The organism is Pseudochelatococcus sp. G4_1912, assembly GCF_047501465.1.
Lineage (GTDB): Bacteria > Pseudomonadota > Alphaproteobacteria > Rhizobiales > Beijerinckiaceae > Pseudochelatococcus.
The window spans coordinates 24,865-45,566 of the sequence record NZ_JAZDRL010000002.1 but is presented as its reverse complement, the minus strand read 5'-3'; the positions used below and the strand labels follow the sequence as shown (position 1 = coordinate 45,566).

The window sequence follows — 20,702 nt, the reverse complement described above, 5'->3', positions numbered from 1 at the left end:
TGAACGCTCCACAAACCAACCACCGTCTCAGCCCTTTTTGCGACCAAAGTCGGGCTCAGCTGTTTCCTGGCCTAATTCAATGATATTACGGCGAATGGCGCGGGTGCGAGTGAAGAGCTCGAATAGCGCATCGCCGTCGCTCCACCGGATAGCGCGCGCCAGGGCGGCGATATCTTCATTGAAGCGCCCCAGCATTTCAAGCACTGCATCCTTATTGTTGAGAAACACATCGCGCCACATCGTGGGATCTGATGAGGCGATGCGTGTAAAGTCGCGAAAACCACCAGCGGAAAACTTGATCACTTCCGATTGCGTTATTTCCTCAAGGTCCGCAGCCGTACCTACGATGTTATAGGCGATGAGATGCGGCACGTGACTGGTGATAGCAAGCACGCGGTCATGATGATGCGCACTCATGAATTCGACGTTTGCGCCAATCGTTTCCCATAGCGCGGCAATTTTTGCGATGGCTTCTGCATCAGCTCCTTCAGGAGGTGTGATGATAGACCAGCGGTTGACGAAGAGAGTTGCGAATCCGGAATCCGGACCTGAATATTCCGTGCCAGCAACTGGATGGGCGGGGACAAGATGCACACTCTTGGGAAGTAATGGACCGGCTTTCTCGACGACACAGCCTTTGACAGAGCCAACATCCGAAACAATCGCACCGGGTTTTAAATGATCCGCAATCTCTGCAACAACAGATGCGATTGCCCCCACGGGCACACAGAGGATCACTATATCGGCGCCAGCCACTGCCTCTGCCGATGTGTCAGGTACTTCATCCGCTAGGGAAAGTTCTCGCGCGCGTTCGCGAACGCCTGAGTGGGCATCTGTGGTGACAAGCGTGTGCGCCAATCCGGTTGCGCGCGCTGCGCGCAAAATGGATGAGCCGATAAGCCCCGGTCCGATGACCACCAAACGATCAACCAGCGGTGTTTCGCGCCGCTTCAAGCCTTCAGCCATTGCTCTTCTGTCCCTGAAATTCGCTCAATGCTGCAAGCAGCAATCGGTTCGCTTCTTCCGAGCCTACGGTGATACGCAGGGCGTTCGGAAAGCCATATGCACTAACCGCGCGTACAATGATCCCGCGTGCTGCGAGAAAGGCATCAGCCGCGCGTGCATCCCGCCCCTCACCTTGCGGAAAGTGCACCAGCAGAAAATTCGCCGCGCTTGGTGTGACTTCAAGACCCAATCCGCGCAAGCCTTCAGTCAACCAAGTCAACCACTGGTTATTATGGGCGATGGCAGCAGCCAAGTGTGCTTCATCTGCCAACGATGCGATACCCGCAGCGCTCGCCGGTCCGTTTACGTTGAATGGCCCGCGAATGCGATTAAGCGCATCGGCAACCCCTTCAGGCGCGTAGCACCATCCAAGCCGTAAGGCTGCAAGGCCGTAGATCTTGGAGAATGTGCGTGTCATCACAACGTTTTCGTTTTCCGATACAAGTTCAATGCCGGCCGAAAAATCGTTGGCACGTGCATATTCAGCATAAGCGCCATCGAGCACGAGCAGCACATTTGAAGCTAGACCGGCATGCAGCCGTTTCACTTCATTAAATGGTAGATAAGTACCTGTAGGGTTATTCGGGTTGGCGATATACACAATCTTTGTGCGCGGAGTAACGCTTGCGAGGATGGCATCAACGTCAGTGGTATAGTTTTTCTCTGGCACGATGACGGGCGTGGCACCAGCCGCCAGAATGGCGATTTTGTAAACGAGAAAGCCGTGTTCCGTCAGAATGCCCTCATCGCCCGGTCCAAGATAAGCCTGTGCCAACAGGTGCAGTATGTCATCGGAGCCCGCACCACAAACAATGCGTGCGGGGTCAAGGCCAAAACGATGCCCGATGGCATTGCGTAAACGGGTCGCGCTACCATCCGGATAAGCTTCAACATGTCCCGTAAGAACTTCCTGCGCCGCGCGGATAGCTGTTGGGCTGGGGCCAAGCGGTGTTTCGTTTGAGGATAGTTTATGAACCTTCGCCACGCCGGTTACGGAGCTGCGACCGGGTACATAAGGATCAATCGCTAGAACGCCGGCTTTGGGCACAGGGCGGGCTGGCAAACCACTCATGACAGCAAAACTCCAACAGATAGACACGACGGCAATCATTGCCGCATGTTTAGCAGAAAACAGTTTTTTGCAAGCTAAGCTTCAGGGCAAGCGAGCTCTCAGAGCAAGAAAATCTTTAGGGAATGACAAAACGTCGTGCATGGCTACCCACTTCCGCAGCCTCGATGCGCCCCACACGCGCTTGCGCCAGTACCGTGGTGATGGCATCGAGCCCCGCTTCTCCTTCGATTGCCACAAGCAGCGACAATCCGCCTTCAACTCCGGCAGATCCTGTAATTTCCGCACCAATAGCCGTAAGTGTCTTTTCAGTATCCTCACGCCATCGTTCAACTTTTACAGCAATGAGCACAATCTCGCGCACGGCTGCATCTTCAAGCGGTTTGGATACGACAAATAGGGGTGTTCCGGCTGGATGCCCAGGGCGTTCGATGAACGGCAATCGCGCAATGATCTTGGGAGCATTCCGATCGCGCAGAGCCTCCCACCACGGGTTAACAGCTGTATTCTGGTCGGGTCGGAAAATGCCCAGATCGCCCTTTGACTTTGCTACTGCCGCAATCACCGCCGCTGCCCCGGTATGAGGAGCATAGGGAACGGTGAAACCAAAATGGAACCGTGCTGAATCGCGCATTGGCCCATCTCCCGCGGATATATCCGCGTGCACACTAAAGGGCGCCTGCACATAGGTGAAGGTTGAGATGATAATACGCCAGATGTTTTCAGCTGTATCGAGCGGTAAAATGCCGTGATGTCTGCCTGCAAGGCGACGCATCATGTCGGCCTCACGGCCTGGGCGAAATGCTTGCCCTGACGATTGTGTGCCCTTCACGGATATAAGTGCGTTGACGATCTCGCTACGCTCAATGAGCAGACGATGCATTTCAGCATCGATCCGATCGATTTCCTCGCGCAGTTGCGCCAACTGAGTGGCATTATTCTTCTCAATCGTCGCTGGAGCGCTCATTACCGAATCCATATCCCAGAGATCCGCGACACCGGCGGAAGCTTGATGTTGTAAGCGCCCTTTGCCGATATGCAAAGACAGATGTTATCGTTTTTCTCCAGATCTGGCCATGCCTCGCCCCTTGACAGCGGTGTCAATCTGTCGAACATGTTCTGAATAACGAACAGAAGCCGCTTAATTGTAATCGGTTGCGGACGGTGTGATGATCCTTCAAAAGCGGCATCAAACTTGCTGTTGTCACTACATTACCTCCCTCTTTGGTTTGGACATTGAAGCATAGATGACGGGTGCCCCCTTTTCCTCAGCCTCGCCTCTCGCCTCGGTTTCACAGGTTGAATCGCCTGATAGTCTCGTGGCAAATTTCGGACCTGAGCAGCCGCTTGTTCTTGATAGCGGTATAGCGCTTTCACCTTTGCAGATTGCATATCAGACATACGGCACACTCAACGAGCAGCGTTCTAATGCGGTGCTGATATGTCATGCATTAACGGGTGATCAGCATGCGGCCAATGTGCATCCGGTAACAGGCAAGCCGGGCTGGTGGAGTACGATGATAGGGCCAGGCAGGCCCATAGACACGGATCGTTATTTTGTCATCTGCTCAAACGTTGTCGGTGGCTGTCTAGGCAGTACCGGGCCGGCATCTATCAATCCGGAAACCGGACAACCGTGGAGCCTCAGCTTTCCGCTGGTAACCATCCGCGACATGGTGCGCGCGCAGGCCATGCTGGTTGATTATCTTGGTATTGATACGCTGTTTTGCGTCGCAGGTGGTTCCATGGGGGGGATGCAGGTGCTTGAATGGGCTGCAAGCTTCCCCGAGCGCGTTTATGCTGCAATGCCGATTGCGACCGCGCCAATCCACTCGGCCCAGAACATCGCTTTCAGCGAAGTTGGACGGCAAGCTATTATGGCGGATCCTGAGTGGCGTGCCGGGCGTTATCTGGAAGCTGGAACGCGTCCCGCGCAAGGTCTCGCGGTTGCCCGAATGGGTGCCCACATAACGTATCTGTCTGAATCTGCATTGCATCGAAAATTTGGTCGACGATTGCAGGACCGTGCTGCACCAACTTTCACCTTTGATGCTGATTTTCAGGTTGAGAGCTACCTGCGCCATCAGGGCGAAGCGTTTGTCGAACGCTTTGATGCTAATAGTTATCTTTATGTAACGCGCGCGATGGATTATTTTGACCTTGCGGGCAGTCATGGTGGCATTCTAGCCAATGCATTCCGCGGTTCGAAAACGCGTTTTTGCATTATCTCATTTTCGTCAGATTGGCTTTTTCCGACCAGTAATTCGCGTGCCATTGTGCATGCGCTTAATGCGTCAGGCGCATCAGTAAGTTTTGTGGAAATCCAGAGTGACAAAGGGCATGACGCTTTTCTACTCGACGAACCTGAGCTGATTGCAACAACAGGTGGTTTCCTGCGTGCAGCGGCACGGACGCGAGGTATTTAAGTGATGCGCAGCCACTCCCCGCATTTTGAGCTAAATGGCGCCCGTCAGGATCATCTCCTTGTGGCCCGTATGGTGTCACCTGGATCAAGGGTGCTCGATGTGGGTTGTGCGGATGGGGCGCTGCTTGAACTGCTTGTACATGAACGTAATGTTGACGGGCGTGGGATTGAGCTTTCGCATGATGGCGTCAGCCGCTGTGTTGCGCGAGGGTTATCGGTCATTCAAGGAGATGCCGATACCGATCTTGCAGACTATCCGGATGATTGTTTCGATTACGTGATCCTGTCGCAGACAATACAGGCAACGCGTCAACCACGTGTGGTGCTTGAGCATATGCTCAGAATTGGACGAAGAGCGATTGTATCATTGCCCAACTTCGGCTACTGGCGCGTGCGCGCTCATTTAGCATTGCAGGGAACCATGCCGGTAACAAAAAACCTGCCGGATACATGGTACGATACGCCCAATATCCATTTTTGTACGATCAGGGATTTTGTCGAATTATGTCAATCTCTTGGTGCAGGGATTGAGCGTGCGACAGCCTTAAGTGCTGGCGGCCGGCCTGTGGGTGTTAAGGCACCGTGGTGGTTCTGGAACCTGTTTGGCTCTCAAGCTGTATTCCTGCTTCATCGCAAACAGCTTACGGACTTCGATGGAGCAGCAGTTGCCATAAGCGTTGGTGGGGAGATAGAGCGCTCATGAGCAGGTTGGCAAACAAAAACCCCTCATTAGCAGCTTCAAGGTGTGGACAGGGACAGAAAAGGATAGCGTGCGAGGCTGAAATAAGGTAATCGCATCATCTATGTTGCTCTGGCATGCGCCGGAGCAAGGCACCCGTAGCTCAGCTGGATAGAGCGCTGCCCTCCGAAGGCAGAGGTCACACGTTCGAATCGTGTCGGGTGCGCCAATCATTTCAATGAGTTGGCCGTTTTTCCCTCAATCCCAATCTCTCTTCTGTCCGCATAATTATGTTGCTCGGCTTTGGACGTGCGCCTTTGCGCTATCTCAGGGGCATGAAGAAAATGGCCAGGGTGACCTTTAGCTATCCAGTTTTGAGCGGAACATAAGGTGAGCTATAGCCGCGCAGATATGCCGATGAAGGTATGCTTTTACCGGGCCGATAAGGGTGAAACGGAGAATTCGGAAGAAGAACGATACCAGTTTTTCGCAAACAGCTATTCAATGCCCTGCAGGTGCTTCAGTAAAGCACCATAAAGTATTGCCTCCATTGCAGTGACGAATAAAAAGCGTCCCGAGCTGGTCGGGACGCTTTCATTTACCTCTATAGTCGCCTTATTGAACTACGCGTGCGCGAAGCTTGCTGTACTCTTCCGCGGTAATGGAGCCAGCTGCCTTTAGGCGATCAAGCTTCTCAAGTTCGTCGGCCACGCTGAAGCCAATTGTGTGACGTAATTCTTCGCGCATATGCTTGGCGCGAGCTTCTGCACGTTCGGCCATGCCATTGCCCTGTGTGAGGAGGTAAATAAAAATGCCAAGATATGGAAAAATGATCAGACCGATCACCCAAAACACTTTCCCCCATCCCGAGATATCTTGTCGACGGAACAGATCGCCGAATACTGTGATGAGCAACCAGAACCAAAGGATGAAGACAAAAATCGCCATAATCTGGACGATGAAATTGGAAAAGTTAAAGCCACCCTCGAAAAGCATTACACACTCCCAAATGTTTGAAGTTGGCATAGTTAATCCAGCTGGATTAACCGCCTGCCTTTAAATAGGTAGCTTGAGCATGAATATCTTATTAGGTTAAGCCTTCAAATTAACGAATATTTATAAGTGTTTTGATTCACTCCCATCATCGCTTTAATTTTGAGGTTTCTGATGGGTGGATATCCTTTTTATATCAATGACATTGCCTGGTCCAAATTGCAGGATTTGTTGCCGAAGGTGAAGCGGGGACGGCGGCGTGTAAATGATCGGCGGGTCGTATCGGGGATTGTTTATGTTCTTCAGTCGGGTGTGATGTGGCGGCAGGCTCCGGCGATTTACGGACCACACAAAACACTTTACACGCGCTATCAACGCTGGAACGCTCAGGGCGTCTGGACGCGTATTTTTCAGGCTTTATCCGAAAAAGACGCGCAAGATGAGACACTTATGATAGATTCGACCACGATACGGGTACAGCGTTCGGCTCTTGGCGCCCAAAAAAAGGATGTCCTGCCACAGGTCGATCTTGCGGCGGTTGGACGAGTAAAATCCACCTGGCCTGTAACGGGCGCGGCAAACCCGTCGCATGGTTGATCACGGGTGGCAACATTCACGATGTTTGCCTCGCCCCGCTGCTGATCAACGCCTGCAATCATCCAAATTTACGCCAGATACTGGCGGATACAGGCTATGTTTCCAAAGACATCCGCGCCTGCGTTGAAGCCGCAAACATCACATATTGTGTGCCAGACCGAAAAAATGCAAAAGTCAAAAATACAATTGATACAGAGCTTTATAAAAAAAGATGGAGGGTGGAGGCATGCTTTGCCAAACTCAAAAACTGGCGCCGCATCGCTACACGATATGACAAATCAGCTCAATCGTTCCTCAACGCCGTAACAATCGCTATCTTATTCTCGTATTACTTAATTTGAATCCTCAGCCTAAATTTCAGAGTGATGCGTGATTTTTATATAATTGCCCCCATATTCTTGCGTTCAGAAAGAGCTTGATTTTTTATGATTTAATGTTGCCACTTCACGTGTGTTATTTGTCTGCGGATTTTATTAATTTAAATAAAATACATGTAATAATAAGATGCGATTTAATGTTATTTCTGCTGATTTAATTGGATGTTGAAGTAAAATAATAATATAAGATTGAAAAATGTTTATGGTGTGTGATGTATTTGTTTTTTGAAAGAATTGCAATTTGTGTATTAATGGGAGGGTGATTTTTGAAAAGCATTGCTTGCGGTTAGAAGGGATGCTTGTTCGCTTGGCGATTTGGCATTTGTCCGGGTTTTTATGGTGCCATGAAGTCCAAGCAAAGCGTGGATGCCAATCCGGGTGCTTGCAGGCGTATTTTTTATCCATCTGAGCGCTTTGGCTCTTAAGTGGATGGGTGCCTAACAGAGCGTGATCCTATGTCACTCAACTTTCCAAATCCAATTCGAACCTATGAATCTGGCAGATCGCGTGTGAGTTTCTGGGGCTTGGATTCCTCTTTAGAAATAGCATTCCAAGCTGAGATCGACGCCTTGCTTAAGCTTGGATAATGCTCTCAGGCTGCTAAGTAGCAGCTTTTACGAATATTCGATTAAAACCGTATGTCGATACTGAAAGTTTCTCAAGCAGCATATAATCGACATAGATTAAGTTACTATCGCTTTATTGTGGTAGGCCTTCCACAATGAACTCAATTCATAGGGAAAAAATCATGACAACAATATCCTACATAGTAGGTGATCAAGTGAATCTTCGCCCAGGAATATATGGTCAGCCGCGCAGTGGCTCATTCGAGATTACTCGGCTGATGCCTGCGCGTGATGACAATGGAGAGCAGCAATTTCGTGTTCGTGGCCCTGATGGGATTGAACGAGCCGTTAATCGACATGAGATTACTGGCATGAAAAATAGAAAAGACCAATCAATCTAATTGGTTATTCGATATTGATATTATTTAAGGCATATTGATAAATGAGATAACGTGGCAGAGTTCTGTTTATACGCTTTTACGTGACCAGTGATAAGCACCAAGGGATTTTCCCTTGATGGCATCGACAACGCCGTCGCCAAGCGCTTGCACCATCTCATCATGCTCCCATGTTGCGAGGTGACGCTCGTACCAATTCCCACCAACGCTATCTTGGGGCATTTCACCAAGCGGAATAGAAATCAGTAGATCGTCGACCCAATTTTTGATCCTGGCAATCTGCTGTTTTGCCGTGTCTTTGGGTATATGCTCCAGCACATCACCGGCAATTGCTAGCGTCGGGCGTGGGGAGATTGTACTGAAATCAAGGTGAAGGATATCGGCAACAATAAGCTGGTCGTATTTGGTTTTGAGGTCAAACTGCTCGATATACGGAGCCCATACCTCAATTCCGGTCCAGAATGCACGGAAGTGAGGGCGCATTAGCTTTGCGTACGTCCCTGCCCCCACGCCTATATCAATCACGCAATCAGGCTTGAGTGCCAGATACTTTTCAAGCATCCAGTCTTTATGCTCGGAATAGGAATGTGGCATACGACATACTCCGGCTTATATCATTATAGGGCAAGCTAAGCGCCTCTCTTACTTGCGTTTTTATGATATCAAGTATTATATGTTTTGCAAAATGCTTGAAAACTCAACCGGGAAGAGCTGAGCTAGTACCATCAGATATGCTGACGCAGAGCGCGACCATAGAGAGTTTGAGAAAAATATATTTGATGTTTGAAATTTTAACACCAGAAATCCAAATTAGGTAAGGTGCGAAAAATCCGCTTCCTAATCTATTGATTTCATTTGGCATGAAACAGAGAATGGCGCGCCCGAAAGGATTCGAACCTCTGACCCCCAGATTCGTAGTCTGGTGCTCTATCCAGCTGAGCTACGGGCGCTTTCTCTTCAGGGGCAGTGTTTCCGTGCCCCGCTGATGAAGTGTGGTGTATATGTGAGCTTTAGCATTGGCAAGCCAAATTTGAGAAATCAGTATGAAATGTCGATTGTTTCCATGCCAAAATTGCTTTTAACCTATTAATTTATAATGATAAAAAAACTTATCCACTGATCTGCGGAAGACGGATGATAAAGCAGGTGCCGCTTGGTTGAGGTTCCAATGTGATACTTCCACCATGAAGCCGGATCAGTTCAGCTGATATCGCCAGTCCAAGACCTGATCCACCGGGGCGTGTCGTGCCATGGAACGCTTCAAAAAGCCGCTCTCGCGCCTTTAAAGCAAGGCCGGGGCCATCATCTGCCACGCGGATAACTGCTTCCCCTGTGCCTTCATATTGGGGAGAGGGTGTCAATAATTGTGCCGATATCATGATGGTGCGCATTGATTCCCGCTCCTCCCCAGATTCTGCGGGAATGAGTCGTTGATTCTCGATCAGATCCTGCTCCAAGGCCTGGACCGCATTACGCCCCAAATTCAGTAATACCCGTGATAACTGCTCAGAATCTGCGATCAGCGTCAGATTGTCAGGAATGTCTATTTCGAATCTGATGTTCGCATGGGACTCTAGGCCCAAATTATCGCGTAATTCTTCTACTAATGGTCGAAGCCGGAATTGCCGCCGCTGAGGCAGCGCCTCTGCTACGCGACCGTAAGCAAGCGCCGATTCGCAATAAGCAATAGCCCTATCAAGCGTTGCAATAAGCCGGGGAGCAAAACGATCCACCACCGGATCGGCTACTTGCGCCAATCGATCCGAGATCAATTGAGCGGTTGTAAGCATATTGCGAAGTTCATGGCTGATTTTCGCTACGGCCAGTCCCAGTGCTGCTAATCGCTGCTGCTGGCGCAATTCTGCAGCAAGTGTGTGTTGCATGCGTTCTAGCGCTCTTTCGGCCTGCCCGATTTCATCGTTGCTACCTGAAGGTATGATAATACGGCCTGGATTATCCGGTTCCCGTTCAAAGGCGGTGATGTGCTCTGCAAGTCGCCGCACAGGGCGTACAATCATTCGCATAAGGGCTAGATAAAGAGATGCCGCTGCTACGCCCCAAACCACCAGCGATACCAATGCAACACGGATCGAAAACGCCATCATGGCAGATCGGAGAGGTTGAGGGTCCATAATCAGTTCAACAAATTCAATGTCGCCTTTGCCTTCACCGATAACACGCACGGGCTTGTCATTGCGCAAAAATAGAGCGTCCAAAGTATCCCGCATCTGCGCAATCCAGCCCACTTCACGCAGATCGATTGTTTGCAGCATATCTGTCGGAATCGCATCGTTTGATAGAAGATGGCGGGCGCCACCGCTGCTGAGTGCCATTCCCATGACGCCGACTCCATCGAGCAGCTTTTCTTCAATAGCCGGTGAAACGGAAGCGTCTGGGGTTGCTTCGAGCACGAGAGCTGCAATTTGTGCGGCAGCCAAACGATCATTCAGCCAGCTACGCCTGTATGCGGTCACTGAAGGTACGAAAACAAGCACCTGAGCGCACATAGCAAAAACAAGCGTGAGGATCATCAATCGCGCCGAAAGACCCAAGCCATTTCGTCTCGGCTTGCTATCGGGTGCCCTCTCGAATTCGGCGTCATGAAATGAGAGAAGCTGCTCATAGCCTGACCTCTGAGGCGTCTCCCTAACAAGGAGCTCCCTCACCTCTTGGCCTCGATTGGGTGCGGAATCATTACGATTCATCATTTTTCCCTACAGCACCAACTCCCAGAGTGAATAACGAATTTTGGATACCTTTAGTGCATAAATTAAAAGACAAATTATCGCACCAGTCTGGTTTTTAGTTCCATATCCTACGCCACCATCGCGAAAGGCGTAGTAATGTTCCTCGCAATTTTGGCCAGCCAAAGACCGTAACGCGCACGGCTTCTCGCGTGATGCTGTGATGGCTGAGGTCCGGAAACCCCAGATTTGCAAGGTCAGCAACTTTTAATCTGCGCGCGATTGCTAATGTCCAAAGGCCTGCAATATCTGCGGCCCCATCTCCAATGATTGTGCAACCAACAATAGTATTCCTACGTGTGACAATAACCTTTATTTCACCCACAATCGGCCCTGTCTTAAAGCGGCTAGCCAGATGCAGTGGGGTCATTGCGAAGGAGCGCCGTACGATATTGATTTTGCCGTATAATTGGCGTGCCCTCTCTTCATCCAGTCCGACTGTTGCGATCTCAGGTGTGGTAGGGACAATATGGATGATAGGCGATTTGGCGGGTCTTTTGCGCAATACCGCATGATTGATAATCTGATTTGCCTCATCCTCCAGCGCTGTAGAGAAGATGTTGTCAGTTATGGCGCCACCAATAACGTGAATACGATGATTGGATGTGCGTAAACGATCATCGAGCGCTGGCAGCTGCCCTTCCATAACGATCTTGGCCTGTTCCCATCCGAGATGCGGAAATATGGGGTGTAAGGCGGGGGCTATAAGCACATGAGATGCTGCTAGCGCTTCACCTGTTGTAGTGTACACGATGGCTTCATTACCACGTGCCTCTATTTGGGTGATCGCAGTATCAAGCCGCAGCGATACTCCATCATATTCCAGCGCCATCAGGATTTGGCGTGTGATTTCATCCTCTACAGAAGCGGCATTGAAATCAGGTGTAGGGATAAGAGCCACCCAAGCACCAAGGCGCCGATGAGCCTGAGCCAGGGCAAAAGCAGCCGCAGACGTACCGATTACGATTAGGCGTTCAATTGGATATGATGCAACGAGAAGCTTATCTGGTGTAAGATAACTAATATCTTCAAGTCCTGGAATTGCAGGAGGAATCCAATTGTTTTCAGGTGCCAGCACAAAGCGGCGGGCAACAATATGCTTATCGCGCACCCGCAGTGTTTTGGCGTTCTCAAAGTGTGCCTCTCCCGTTACAATTGAGACCTGAAGAGCCCGCAGACGCTCATCTGATAAAGATAAAGGCGATGCTGTACTGGCTTTGTGAACGTGGCGCAAAAGGGCACGAATGTTCAGGGCATACGAGGAGCTTGCTTCTGTTGGTGTTCTACCAGACCCAATTGTGGATATGCGCGTTGCAGTATGGAACTGATTGGCGGCCTCGATGAAGGCGCGCGTGCTTATTGCCGGAGCTGATAGATTTAAATGGTCACCAGGAGGCGATACATGCACTACAGATGCGCTGGATTCTGCAGCTTTTATGGCAATAAGTCGCCCACCATATCCCGACCCCACTACGCACAGATCAGCTCTATGAATAGTAGATATTGCAGCATACGACGGCTTCATGCGGCTCTCTCCGATTGCTGATACCCTCCCGCACAATATACGTGCATACTTATAGGAATGGCGCTCTAGAAGCTTAATTGCATGGTGCGCATATGGTTACATGTTGCCACTTTATGATAAGATACAACCTATGGCCGTATTAAAAGCGCTTATGAGCAACAGGCGCATAAAATAATATAGCTGAATTGACAGCCGTTTTGCCTGAATGTGCAAAGTTGACGTTGACTTTTGTAATGAATCCCCTCATAAGCCGCATTCGGTATGGCGGTGCCTGTCGTGGGCGCCGCTTGTCGTTTTACGACAGCCACCTCACCATATTTTCTGATCGCTTTCTTGTTTGGAGGCGTTTCAGAGCGCGCGCGGTCAGTTCGCACGCGTTTTAACTCACTACGTGCGACCGGAGTTCAGGGCCGTGAAAAGGACTTATCAACCGAGCAAGATCGTTCGCAAGCGCCGCCACGGTTTCCGTGCGCGCCTGGCGACTAAGGGCGGCCGCGCCGTTCTCGCAGCCCGCCGTGCGCGTGGCCGCAAGCGTTTGAGCGCCTAAGACGGGTTTAGGACTCTGACAGTATAAGGTTGCGTTGCGGCAACATTCTTTGTTTGTTGCGCGCTACCTGCTGTTGGGTTCTGGGCTTGCCTTTCGTGTTATTACTTCAATAGGCTGCATGCTCGGCAACGTTTGATCGCTGCAGGCGGGGATCATTGTCATGAACAACGTTCACGGCTCCTTGGCTGATGTGGCTTCATCTTCCGAGCTTGGCTTGACATGCGGGGGCACTTCAGTGCGATTGCCGCGCTTGTTAAAGCGAGCAGAGTTTTTGGCGGTAGCCTCAGGCCGCCGTGTGCATTCCAGTCGCATGACAGTGCAGATTCGTGAGCGCAATTCTGATTCAAAAACAGATCAGCGTTCCATCTCGGGGCCTCGATTTGGGCTTACAGTGACAAAAAAGACTGCAAATGCTGTCGGCCGTAATCGAATCAGGCGTCGATTGCGTGCTTTGTTATATAATTTGCGGCCCTTTTGGCCGGATGCAGATATCGATTTTGTTATCGTTGGCCGGGCCGAGATGCTAACAGCTGGCGTTGATGTTATCACATCTGACCTCAAACGGGCCTTTTCCTCGCCTCCACGACAGGGTAATCCTCGGGATCGGCGTAACCAGCAGTCGCATCGCGGTCGCGGCAAGGGCGGTGCCCGTTCACACGATGCCAAACAGCGAAACCCGACGGATCAATCATGAGCGGCGATATTAAGAACCTGATTCTGGCCATCTCTCTGTCGTTCGTGATTCTGTTCGGCTGGCAGCACTTCTTTGCTGAGAAGGCTCTGCCTCCTGCGCAGCAAACAACGCAATCCACCATTCCTGGCCAGTCTCCGGCTATCCCTGCTGTCCAACCCCAGGCTGGTGGTGCCGTTCCTGATGGTGCTGTGCCTGCAGTGACGGTTCCTCGTGAGCAGGCGCTTATGAGCAGCAGCCGGGTGGCAATCGATACGCCTAATATATTGGGTTCAATTGCCCTAACTGGTGGGCGGATTGATGACATTTCGCTTCGCGCTTATCATGAGACGGTAAATCCGCAGAGTCCCAACATCGTTTTGCTGTCGTCAGCAGGCAGCCCTCATCCCTATTACGCTGACTTTGGTTGGGTAACCGTTGACGGTAAGGCTGTTCCAGTCCCCTCACCTGCAACGATCTGGAGCGCGGATTCTGATAAGCTAACGGCTACGTCGCCTGTAACGCTGACCTGGAACAATGGCGAAGGCCTCACCTTCCGTCGCATGATTGCTGTTGACGACGATGCCATGTTCACAATCACCGATAGCGTTGAGAACGCTGGTGGTGAACCTGTGACGTTACATCCATGGTCGCTGGTGTCACGCCGTGGTACGCCGAAGACAGAAAATTTCTATCTGCTGCATGAAGGTCTGATTGGCGTTCTTGGTAACGATGGTTTGCAAGAGATCAAATATGTTGATCTCGGTAAGAAGGATGCTCTGCCGACAGGTGGAGTGGGCGTTATCTTTAAGGACGAAACCGGCGGATTTCTCGGCATCACAGATAAGTATTGGGCAACAGCGCTAATTCCTCCTCAGACGCAGCCATTTACGGGCCGTTTCTCTTTGCGCAATGGCGCTGATAACCAGCCAATTTATCAGGCGGATTTGCTGGGTGCGGGGCAGATCGTCCCTCCTGGCGGGCGCATCGAGTCGCAGGTGCATCTTTTTGCGGGTGCTAAAGAGGTCAATACGATCTCAAAGTATGAAAAACAGCTTGATATCAAGAATTTTGATCTGCTGATCGATTGGGGATGGTTCTACTTTATCACCAAGCCGATGTTCTATATGCTTGATTTCTTCTACAAGCTGATTGGTAACTTTGGTGTAGCTATCCTGATTGTTACGGTTCTGGTAAAGCTGGCGTTCCTGCCCCTGGCCAATCGTTCTTATGCTTCCATGGCGAAGATGAAGGCTGTGCAACCAGAGATGGTTGCTATCCGTGAGCGCTACAAGGATGATCGCACCAAGCAGCAACAGGCGTTGATGGAGCTCTACAAGAAAGAGAAGATCAATCCGATTGCTGGCTGTTGGCCGATGTTGGTGCAGATCCCTGTTTTCTTCGCGCTGTATAAGGTGTTGTTCATCACCATCGAAATGCGTCATGCGCCTTTCTTTGGCTGGATACATGATTTGTCTGCGCCCGATCCATTGCCGATCTTAACGCTGTTTGGGCTTATTCCTTGGGATCCTTCGGCGGTGCCGGTACTTGGACCATTCCTGATGATTGGTCTTTGGCCTGTGATCATGGGTATCACCATGTTTGTGCAGATGAAGATGAATCCGACACCGGCTGATCCTATTCAGCAGACAATGTTTACATGGATGCCTATCCTGTTCACTTTCATGTTGGCGTCGTTCCCTGCAGGGCTTGTGATCTACTGGTCATGGAATAACCTCCTGTCCGTTATCCAGCAGGGCTTCATCATGCGCAAAAACGGCGTGAGGATTGAGCTATGGGACAATATCCGCAATATGTTCCGTAAGAAGCAGCCAACGCATAGCTAATCTATGCGTTGAGTCCCCTTCATTTGAAAAAGCCGAAATGACCGATAACATCATTAATGACGATACCGTCCGTAAGCTGTTTGCTGGCACCGCGGAGTTTTTCTGGGGCACGGGTTCGCTTGGCGGCTTGCCGCCGATGCATGGTGTCGAGATTGCTTTTGCGGGGCGATCGAATGTCGGTAAGTCGAGTCTCGTGAATGCGCTGACGCGCAGAAAAGCTCTTGCACGCACTTCCAGCACGCCGGGTCGGACACAGGAACTGAATTTTTTCCGGATTGGCGAAGGACAAGCAAATGCTTTCACTCTCGTCGATATGCCTGGCTATGGCTATGCAGCCGTAGGTAAGGAAAAGGTCGCAGCGTGGACGGATCTGATATACGCCTATCTACGCGGGCGTGCTAATCTCGCACGTGTCTATGTCTTGGTCGATGCTCGGCACGGCCTTAAAGATAATGATCTAAAGGTTTTTGACCTGCTGGATAAATCAGCCGTTTCCTATCAAATTGTGCTCACAAAAGCAGACGCTGTGACAGCTGAAGTGCTGACTGAGCGCATCCAAGCCACAGAATCCGCCATTGTTCGCCGCCCAGCTGCTTATCCGAAAGTGATCGCAACTTCCAGCCGTACTGGAGATGGGATGACCTCACTGCAAGCTGCTATCGTGCAGTTATTAAATGAGCGTGGATAAGCTAGATACATCAATATATTTACTTTTCTAGAGAGTTAGCGATTTCCCTCGTGCTCTGTTCTTTAATGAATAGATTTAATAAATATTGTATTCCATTTACATAGTTTTTCTTGATTTTTAGATATTTTTCTTTTGATATCTCTCCTTGCTTCGCGCCGAATTTCGTATTTGTAGCTTCTTCTGTTATGTCAGATTCATAAACAGGATGAGCATAATCAATAGGCATTACCTGAGGGGTGCCATTTTGATCTTCGGGAAAGCCTATAACAATGCTGGAACCCACAAAGGCAACTGGCATGATCTTGGCTTCTTGAACTGTGTGGGCAAGCTGATCAATGATTGACTTTAGTTGATCGTCAGATAGTGACTTTACCCTTTGAGAGGTAATCTTTTCTGTGTTCTTGGCAGAGGTTGCGCCATTAGTTGAAAGTTTTTTACCATCAACTGAGATACCATCCTTTCCCACAAGTGCTGCGCCTTGGCTAGGATTAGTTACATGGTTCCAAAGAACTCTTAGTTTCTTTAAAAAGAGCCCAACTCTATCATCTTCCGTGCGAGCTCCTGCATATATTTGCTCTGCATTAAAAGCAGCTTTATTCCCTATCTTGAAATCAAATAAATTATTGGTGTGTCCCTCTCCTATTTGTGTTTTTCCTTTAGCTATTGGTTGATTGTCTGCGTTATACAAAGCATTCTGAATAACAATAAAACCCTTACCGTTACTGCCCTGTCCAATCTCAATAGGAGGGCGGAAGGCTGATGTTCCACTTTTCCGTAACTCAGCAAGTTTTGCGAGCCTGGCTTGCGAAAGAACAGTGGATGTATTTGTGGATTTTATAGAAGATGCTACCGTACGTTTACGGTGTCTCGTAGGTGTGTTTGTGCTTTGCTCTTCCGATGAAGGCTTTTCAGATTGTTGAATTTTATTATCTATTGTATGTAAAAATTTATAATGTGAGTATTCTTGATCAATGAGGTTTTGTTTCAAAACATATTTAGTTCCAGCAATGAAAAAGACGTCTCCATGCCCTCCGCCGCTAGGAACAGAAATATTCTTTCCGCATATGCTTTTTATCTCATCCCATGAGTAATCTTTTCCAAATTTGCCTTCCTTTCCTTTTAGCAGATTCACAACAAAATCAAGTTTCTCTTCAGGGGAAGCACTAACAGGAAACTTTTGATCATCGCTTACGCGGTTTGAGGTCTGCATAGAGACTGTTTTTTTCGTTGAATGCGTAGAAGATGATGAAAATGTGTTACCTATTTCTAATTTTTGGGCTAAACTAGCTTTTTCTTCTCGCAATGATTGAATTTCAGATTTCTGAATTGTGACTGTTCTTTGAAGATCTTGAATTTCCGCTCGTTGAGATTCTACAGTACTTGTTAATTGATCTATTTTCTTATTCAAAGAACTTATTTGCTTCGAAAGTTTCGCTATGTTGCTTGTCTGCATTTTAAGATGTGCAACGGATCTACTTATATTTTCGTTAGAAAAACGAAAAAATCTTTGTTCTTTCGCTGCGTTGTTGGAAGACAGCGAATCCATTTCTCTATGTGTAGATACTGGCTTATGTACAGAGATATCACTCATATCTAATGCCCCTACTGATATATTCTTTAAGTATCTTTCTAATTAAGAATTTTTACTTCATAACTTGACGGTAATAGCATTATTTTCTCCTGCATCTTTAAACTTGGCAGTAATGAAAAAAAGCTCAGTACAGTAACTATCCTCATACGTCACCCTTGCGCCGTAAAAATGACGCTTTATGCCACAATATAGACATATATGGATTAATTCAAGTTAATTTTGAGAGCGCTGAATAAATGGCTTAGTGGGCCCAGGTTAAAGCATGATGGCTGGGGGATTTGATAAGCACTTGATTGTTTAGGCCATAAAAAACGAGGGATACGTCGCGTAGACGTCCCTCGCCTTTAAACTTGAAACAATTATCCAGCATACCTATTGTCAGGCATGCAAGAGTCTATGAGCTTTAGTTGCGGCTCTTGTCTACCAGGGCTTTTTCCTGGATCCATGGCATCATGGCGCGTAGCTTTGCGCCTACTTCTTCAATCTGGTGCGCATTGTTGCGGGCGCGAGTTGCCTTGAATGAGGTCTGGTTGACCTTGTTCTCCAGCATCCAATCACGCGTGAACTTGCCGGATTGGATATCCGTCAATACACGTTTCATCTCAGCTTTGGTTTCAGCTGTGATAATGCGCGGGCCGGTAACATATTCGCCATATTCCGCCGTGTTTGAGATTGAGTAATTCATGTTGGCAATGCCGCCTTCATAAATCAGGTCAACAATCAGCTTGGTTTCATGCAGGCATTCGAAATATGCCATTTCTGGTGCATAGCCCGCTTCCACGAGGGTCTCGAAGCCAGCGCGAATTAGTTCTACGATACCGCCGCACAACACAACCTGTTCGCCGAAGAGGTCGGTCTCGCACTCTTCCTTGAATGTCGTTTCGATGATGCCTGCACGGCCGCCGCCATTAGCTGAAGCATAGGAGAGCGCGATGTCGTGGGCGTTGCCGGTTGCGTCCTGCGCAATAGCGATCAATGTCGGCACGCCGCCGCCGCGCTGGTATTCCGAGCGTACCGTGTGGCCAGGCCCCTTGGGCGCGACCATGAGCACGTCAAGATCCTTGCGGGGCTCGATCAGGTTAAAGTGAACATTGAGCCCATGTGCGAACAGCAGGGCTGCGCCCGGCTTCATGTTGGCATGCAGACTTTCATTATAGATATCGGCTTGCAGTTCATCTGGCGTTAGCATCATCACGACATCGGCCCACTTTGCAGCCTCTGCCGGAGTCAGTACCTTGAGGCCCGCGGATTCTGCCTTCTTCACGCTAGAGGAATCAGCACGCAGACCAACTGCAAGCTCCTTAACGCCGGAATCACGCAAGTTTAGCGCATGGGCGTGACCTTGGCTGCCATAGCCGATGATCGCGACCTTCTTACCCTTGATGAGATTGATGTCGGCGTCACGATCGTAATAAACACGCATAAGATGCCCTTTCTCTGGCAACATCGTTATGGCTATAGGCCATTCACGGTTAGTTTATTGTTCCACCTTGCTGATAATAAGTGAAAGGTGGAACGGTCAAGAGTGTTTTATGCATGGCGCCATGAAAGCGCTACGCGTATGAAGATGCGATACAGAAGATATCCAACCATCTGTGAGGAAGGAAACAGCATGACGGACGCCATTCGCGAAGTACTTGATTTCTGGCGCAATGCTGGCCCTGCAATGTGGTTTGCGCAGAATGATGCTTTTGATGAGGCGGTGCGTGAGCGCTTTTTCACGCTTTATGAATTCATTGCTGAAAACGAGCACATTCTCAATCATCGTCACCCATGGGAGGCGACTGCCGATGGTGCTTTGGCGCTGACCATTGTGCTTGATCAGTTTCCACGGCAGATGTTCCGCGGAAAAGCACGTGCCTTCGCAGCTGATCCTCTGGCGCTCGCAGTTGCGCGCCGCTCGCTTGCAGCCAAGCATGATCAGCATGTCTCGACCGACCTGCGCGGTTTTTTCTATCTGCCTTTCATGCATTCCGAAAACCTTGCCGATCAGGACCATTGTGTCGCGCTCTACCAAACGTTGGGCAATGATGAAGGGCTTAAATTCGCACATATCCATCGCGATATCATTGCCCGTTTTGGTCGTTTTCCGCATCGTAATCCTGCCTTGGGAAGAGATACGACAGATGAAGAGCAGCAGTATCTAGATGCTGGTGGATTCAAGGGATAAGCGGTTTGCATTGTGATTGCAGCACATTCCGCTCTCATTTTTGTCCGTCGTGCAGCGCATATTGTTTTATAATGCCTCAGCGCCTCGGCTCAGAGCAGCAATGCCTGTCCGCGATACTTCAACGAGGCCGCAGTCTGTCATCAGGTTGATGAAACGCTCGGTCTCATCCGAGGTGCCTGTTAGCTCAAAGATGAATGATTTAAGCGTGGCATCTATCGTGCGTGCACCAAAAGCTTGTGCAAGTCGCAAAGCCTCAAGGCGTTGTTCGCCCTGCCCCACGACTTTCAGCAACACAAGTTCACGCTCTACCGCTTCGCTTTCAACGGTGAGATCTGTCACGCGGTGTACTGGTATAAGCCGTGAAAGTTGTGCCTTGATCTGCACGATGACTGCCGCCGTCCCCGCAGTTACGATAGTAATGCGTGACAAATGAGCTTCATGCTGGGTTTCCGATACCGTCAAGCTCTCGATATTATATCCGCGGCCTGAAAACAGGCCGGCAATGCGGGCGAGCACACCCGGCTCGTTATCGACAATCACCGCGAGTGTATGGCGAAACACCGGAGTTGGTGGAGGTGCATCGGAATAAATTGAGGTCATGGACAGGGTTCCGGGCGATTGGTTCCCGGTCGCGTCGACGCCGGGTGAGGATGGTGGCAGCAGTGAAGGTGAAACATGTTTCATGACAGTTACCAACTTTCGGTCATACAGGCAGAAACGATGATTAGACAACCCACAAGGCAGATTGAATGATTTACTCAAGGCTATATAACGCATTAATATGACGCAACATCAATGGATTATGCTGATC

At 49.6% G+C, this 20,702-nt stretch carries 18 protein-coding genes, 2 tRNA genes and 1 pseudogene; 10 read left to right on the top strand and 11 right to left on the bottom strand.

Annotated features, from left to right (window positions below; translation table 11 throughout):
* Window positions 1-27: 27 nt before the first annotated feature.
* From VRZ32_RS07375 to VRZ32_RS07365, 3 genes are all read right to left on the bottom strand, one after another.
* Window positions 28-966, bottom strand: a complete 939-nt coding sequence (locus VRZ32_RS07375) for a prephenate/arogenate dehydrogenase family protein (protein ID WP_414525104.1) — start codon at window positions 964-966, stop codon at window positions 28-30.
* Entirely contained in the window at window positions 959-2,077 is a 1,119-nt protein-coding gene (hisC, locus tag VRZ32_RS07370) for a histidinol-phosphate transaminase (protein ID WP_414525103.1), read from the bottom strand. Before hisC ends, VRZ32_RS07375 begins: the two co-directional genes overlap by 8 nt.
* A 115-nt stretch (window positions 2,078-2,192) precedes the next feature.
* Window positions 2,193-3,041: a chorismate mutase gene (locus tag VRZ32_RS07365; RefSeq protein ID WP_414525102.1), complete on the bottom strand. Its 849-nt coding sequence runs from the start codon at window positions 3,039-3,041 to the stop codon at window positions 2,193-2,195.
* A gap of 280 nt (window positions 3,042-3,321) precedes the next feature.
* On the opposite strand from VRZ32_RS07365, the gene metX reads away from it, so the two are divergent.
* From metX to VRZ32_RS07350, 3 genes are all read left to right on the top strand, one after another.
* Window positions 3,322-4,500, top strand: coding sequence for a homoserine O-acetyltransferase MetX (gene metX, locus VRZ32_RS07360; protein ID WP_414525101.1), 1,179 nt, complete (start codon window positions 3,322-3,324; stop codon window positions 4,498-4,500).
* 3 nt (window positions 4,501-4,503) lie between these two features.
* Entirely contained in the window at window positions 4,504-5,202 is a 699-nt protein-coding gene (metW, locus tag VRZ32_RS07355; protein WP_414525100.1) for a methionine biosynthesis protein MetW, read from the top strand.
* Window positions 5,203-5,330: 128 nt separating this feature from the next.
* Window positions 5,331-5,407 (top strand) — tRNA-Arg (locus VRZ32_RS07350).
* A gap of 386 nt (window positions 5,408-5,793) precedes the next feature.
* On the opposite strand, the gene VRZ32_RS07345 is transcribed toward VRZ32_RS07350, so the two are convergent.
* On the bottom strand, window positions 5,794-6,174 hold the full coding sequence (locus VRZ32_RS07345; RefSeq protein ID WP_414525099.1) for a PLDc N-terminal domain-containing protein: 381 nt from the start codon (window positions 6,172-6,174) through the stop codon (window positions 5,794-5,796).
* 207 nt (window positions 6,175-6,381) lie between these two features.
* On the opposite strand from VRZ32_RS07345, the pseudogene VRZ32_RS07340 reads away from it, so the two are divergent.
* Together VRZ32_RS07340 and VRZ32_RS07335 are read left to right on the top strand one after the other, a co-directional pair.
* A pseudogene (locus VRZ32_RS07340) lies at window positions 6,382-7,109 on the top strand (IS5 family transposase); the annotation flags it as partial.
* 784 nt (window positions 7,110-7,893) lie between these two features.
* Complete coding sequence (locus tag VRZ32_RS07335) at window positions 7,894-8,112, top strand: hypothetical protein (RefSeq protein ID WP_414525098.1); 219 nt, start codon at window positions 7,894-7,896, stop codon at window positions 8,110-8,112.
* A gap of 66 nt (window positions 8,113-8,178) precedes the next feature.
* On the opposite strand, the gene VRZ32_RS07330 is transcribed toward VRZ32_RS07335, so the two are convergent.
* The 4 genes from VRZ32_RS07330 to VRZ32_RS07315 form a co-directional block, all read right to left on the bottom strand.
* Window positions 8,179-8,703 carry a class I SAM-dependent methyltransferase gene (locus VRZ32_RS07330; protein WP_414525097.1) on the bottom strand — a complete coding sequence of 175 codons (525 nt, stop codon included), beginning with the start codon at window positions 8,701-8,703 and terminating at the stop codon, window positions 8,179-8,181.
* Between the two features lie 279 nt (window positions 8,704-8,982).
* Window positions 8,983-9,059, bottom strand: a tRNA-Arg gene (locus tag VRZ32_RS07325).
* Window positions 9,060-9,218: 159 nt separating this feature from the next.
* Complete coding sequence (locus tag VRZ32_RS07320) at window positions 9,219-10,640, bottom strand: ATP-binding protein (RefSeq protein WP_414525096.1); 1,422 nt, start codon at window positions 10,638-10,640, stop codon at window positions 9,219-9,221.
* A 271-nt stretch (window positions 10,641-10,911) separates the two neighbouring features.
* Window positions 10,912-12,378, bottom strand: coding sequence for an FAD-dependent oxidoreductase (locus VRZ32_RS07315; protein ID WP_414525095.1), 1,467 nt, complete (start codon window positions 12,376-12,378; stop codon window positions 10,912-10,914).
* A gap of 412 nt (window positions 12,379-12,790) precedes the next feature.
* Here VRZ32_RS07315 and rpmH point away from each other — a divergent pair, with 412 nt between their 5' ends.
* The 4 genes from rpmH to yihA all read left to right on the top strand — a co-directional run bounded on the left by rpmH (window position 12,791) and on the right by yihA (window position 16,130).
* On the top strand, window positions 12,791-12,925 hold the full coding sequence (rpmH, locus tag VRZ32_RS07310) for a 50S ribosomal protein L34 (protein WP_166949980.1): 135 nt from the start codon (window positions 12,791-12,793) through the stop codon (window positions 12,923-12,925).
* Window positions 12,926-13,085: 160 nt separating this feature from the next.
* Window positions 13,086-13,619 (top strand): ribonuclease P protein component, encoded by a 534-nt coding sequence (gene rnpA, locus VRZ32_RS07305; RefSeq protein ID WP_414525094.1) that lies wholly within the window; start codon window positions 13,086-13,088, stop codon window positions 13,617-13,619.
* Window positions 13,616-15,442, top strand: coding sequence for a membrane protein insertase YidC (yidC, locus tag VRZ32_RS07300; protein ID WP_414525093.1), 1,827 nt, complete (start codon window positions 13,616-13,618; stop codon window positions 15,440-15,442). Before rnpA ends, yidC begins: the two co-directional genes overlap by 4 nt.
* Window positions 15,443-15,479: 37 nt before the next feature.
* Window positions 15,480-16,130: a ribosome biogenesis GTP-binding protein YihA/YsxC gene (gene yihA / locus VRZ32_RS07295; RefSeq protein WP_414525092.1), complete on the top strand. Its 651-nt coding sequence runs from the start codon at window positions 15,480-15,482 to the stop codon at window positions 16,128-16,130.
* 19 nt (window positions 16,131-16,149) lie between these two features.
* Here yihA and VRZ32_RS07290 read toward each other — a convergent pair whose 3' ends face one another.
* Window positions 16,150-17,721 (bottom strand): hypothetical protein, encoded by a 1,572-nt coding sequence (locus VRZ32_RS07290; protein ID WP_414525091.1) that lies wholly within the window; start codon window positions 17,719-17,721, stop codon window positions 16,150-16,152.
* A 403-nt stretch (window positions 17,722-18,124) separates the two neighbouring features.
* The gene (ilvC, locus tag VRZ32_RS07285) at window positions 18,125-19,144 is read right to left on the bottom strand and encodes a ketol-acid reductoisomerase (RefSeq protein ID WP_414525090.1); all 1,020 of its coding nucleotides are present in this window, start codon (window positions 19,142-19,144) and stop codon (window positions 18,125-18,127) included.
* Window positions 19,145-19,333: 189 nt separating this feature from the next.
* Between ilvC and VRZ32_RS07280 the strand changes: the two genes are divergently transcribed.
* Window positions 19,334-19,891 (top strand): DUF924 family protein, encoded by a 558-nt coding sequence (locus VRZ32_RS07280; protein WP_414525089.1) that lies wholly within the window; start codon window positions 19,334-19,336, stop codon window positions 19,889-19,891.
* 66 nt (window positions 19,892-19,957) lie between these two features.
* Here VRZ32_RS07280 and ilvN read toward each other — a convergent pair whose 3' ends face one another.
* A complete protein-coding gene (gene ilvN, locus VRZ32_RS07275; protein ID WP_414526166.1) occupies window positions 19,958-20,491 on the bottom strand; it encodes an acetolactate synthase small subunit in 534 nt (177 codons plus the stop codon).
* Between the last annotated feature and the right edge of the window lie 211 nt (window positions 20,492-20,702).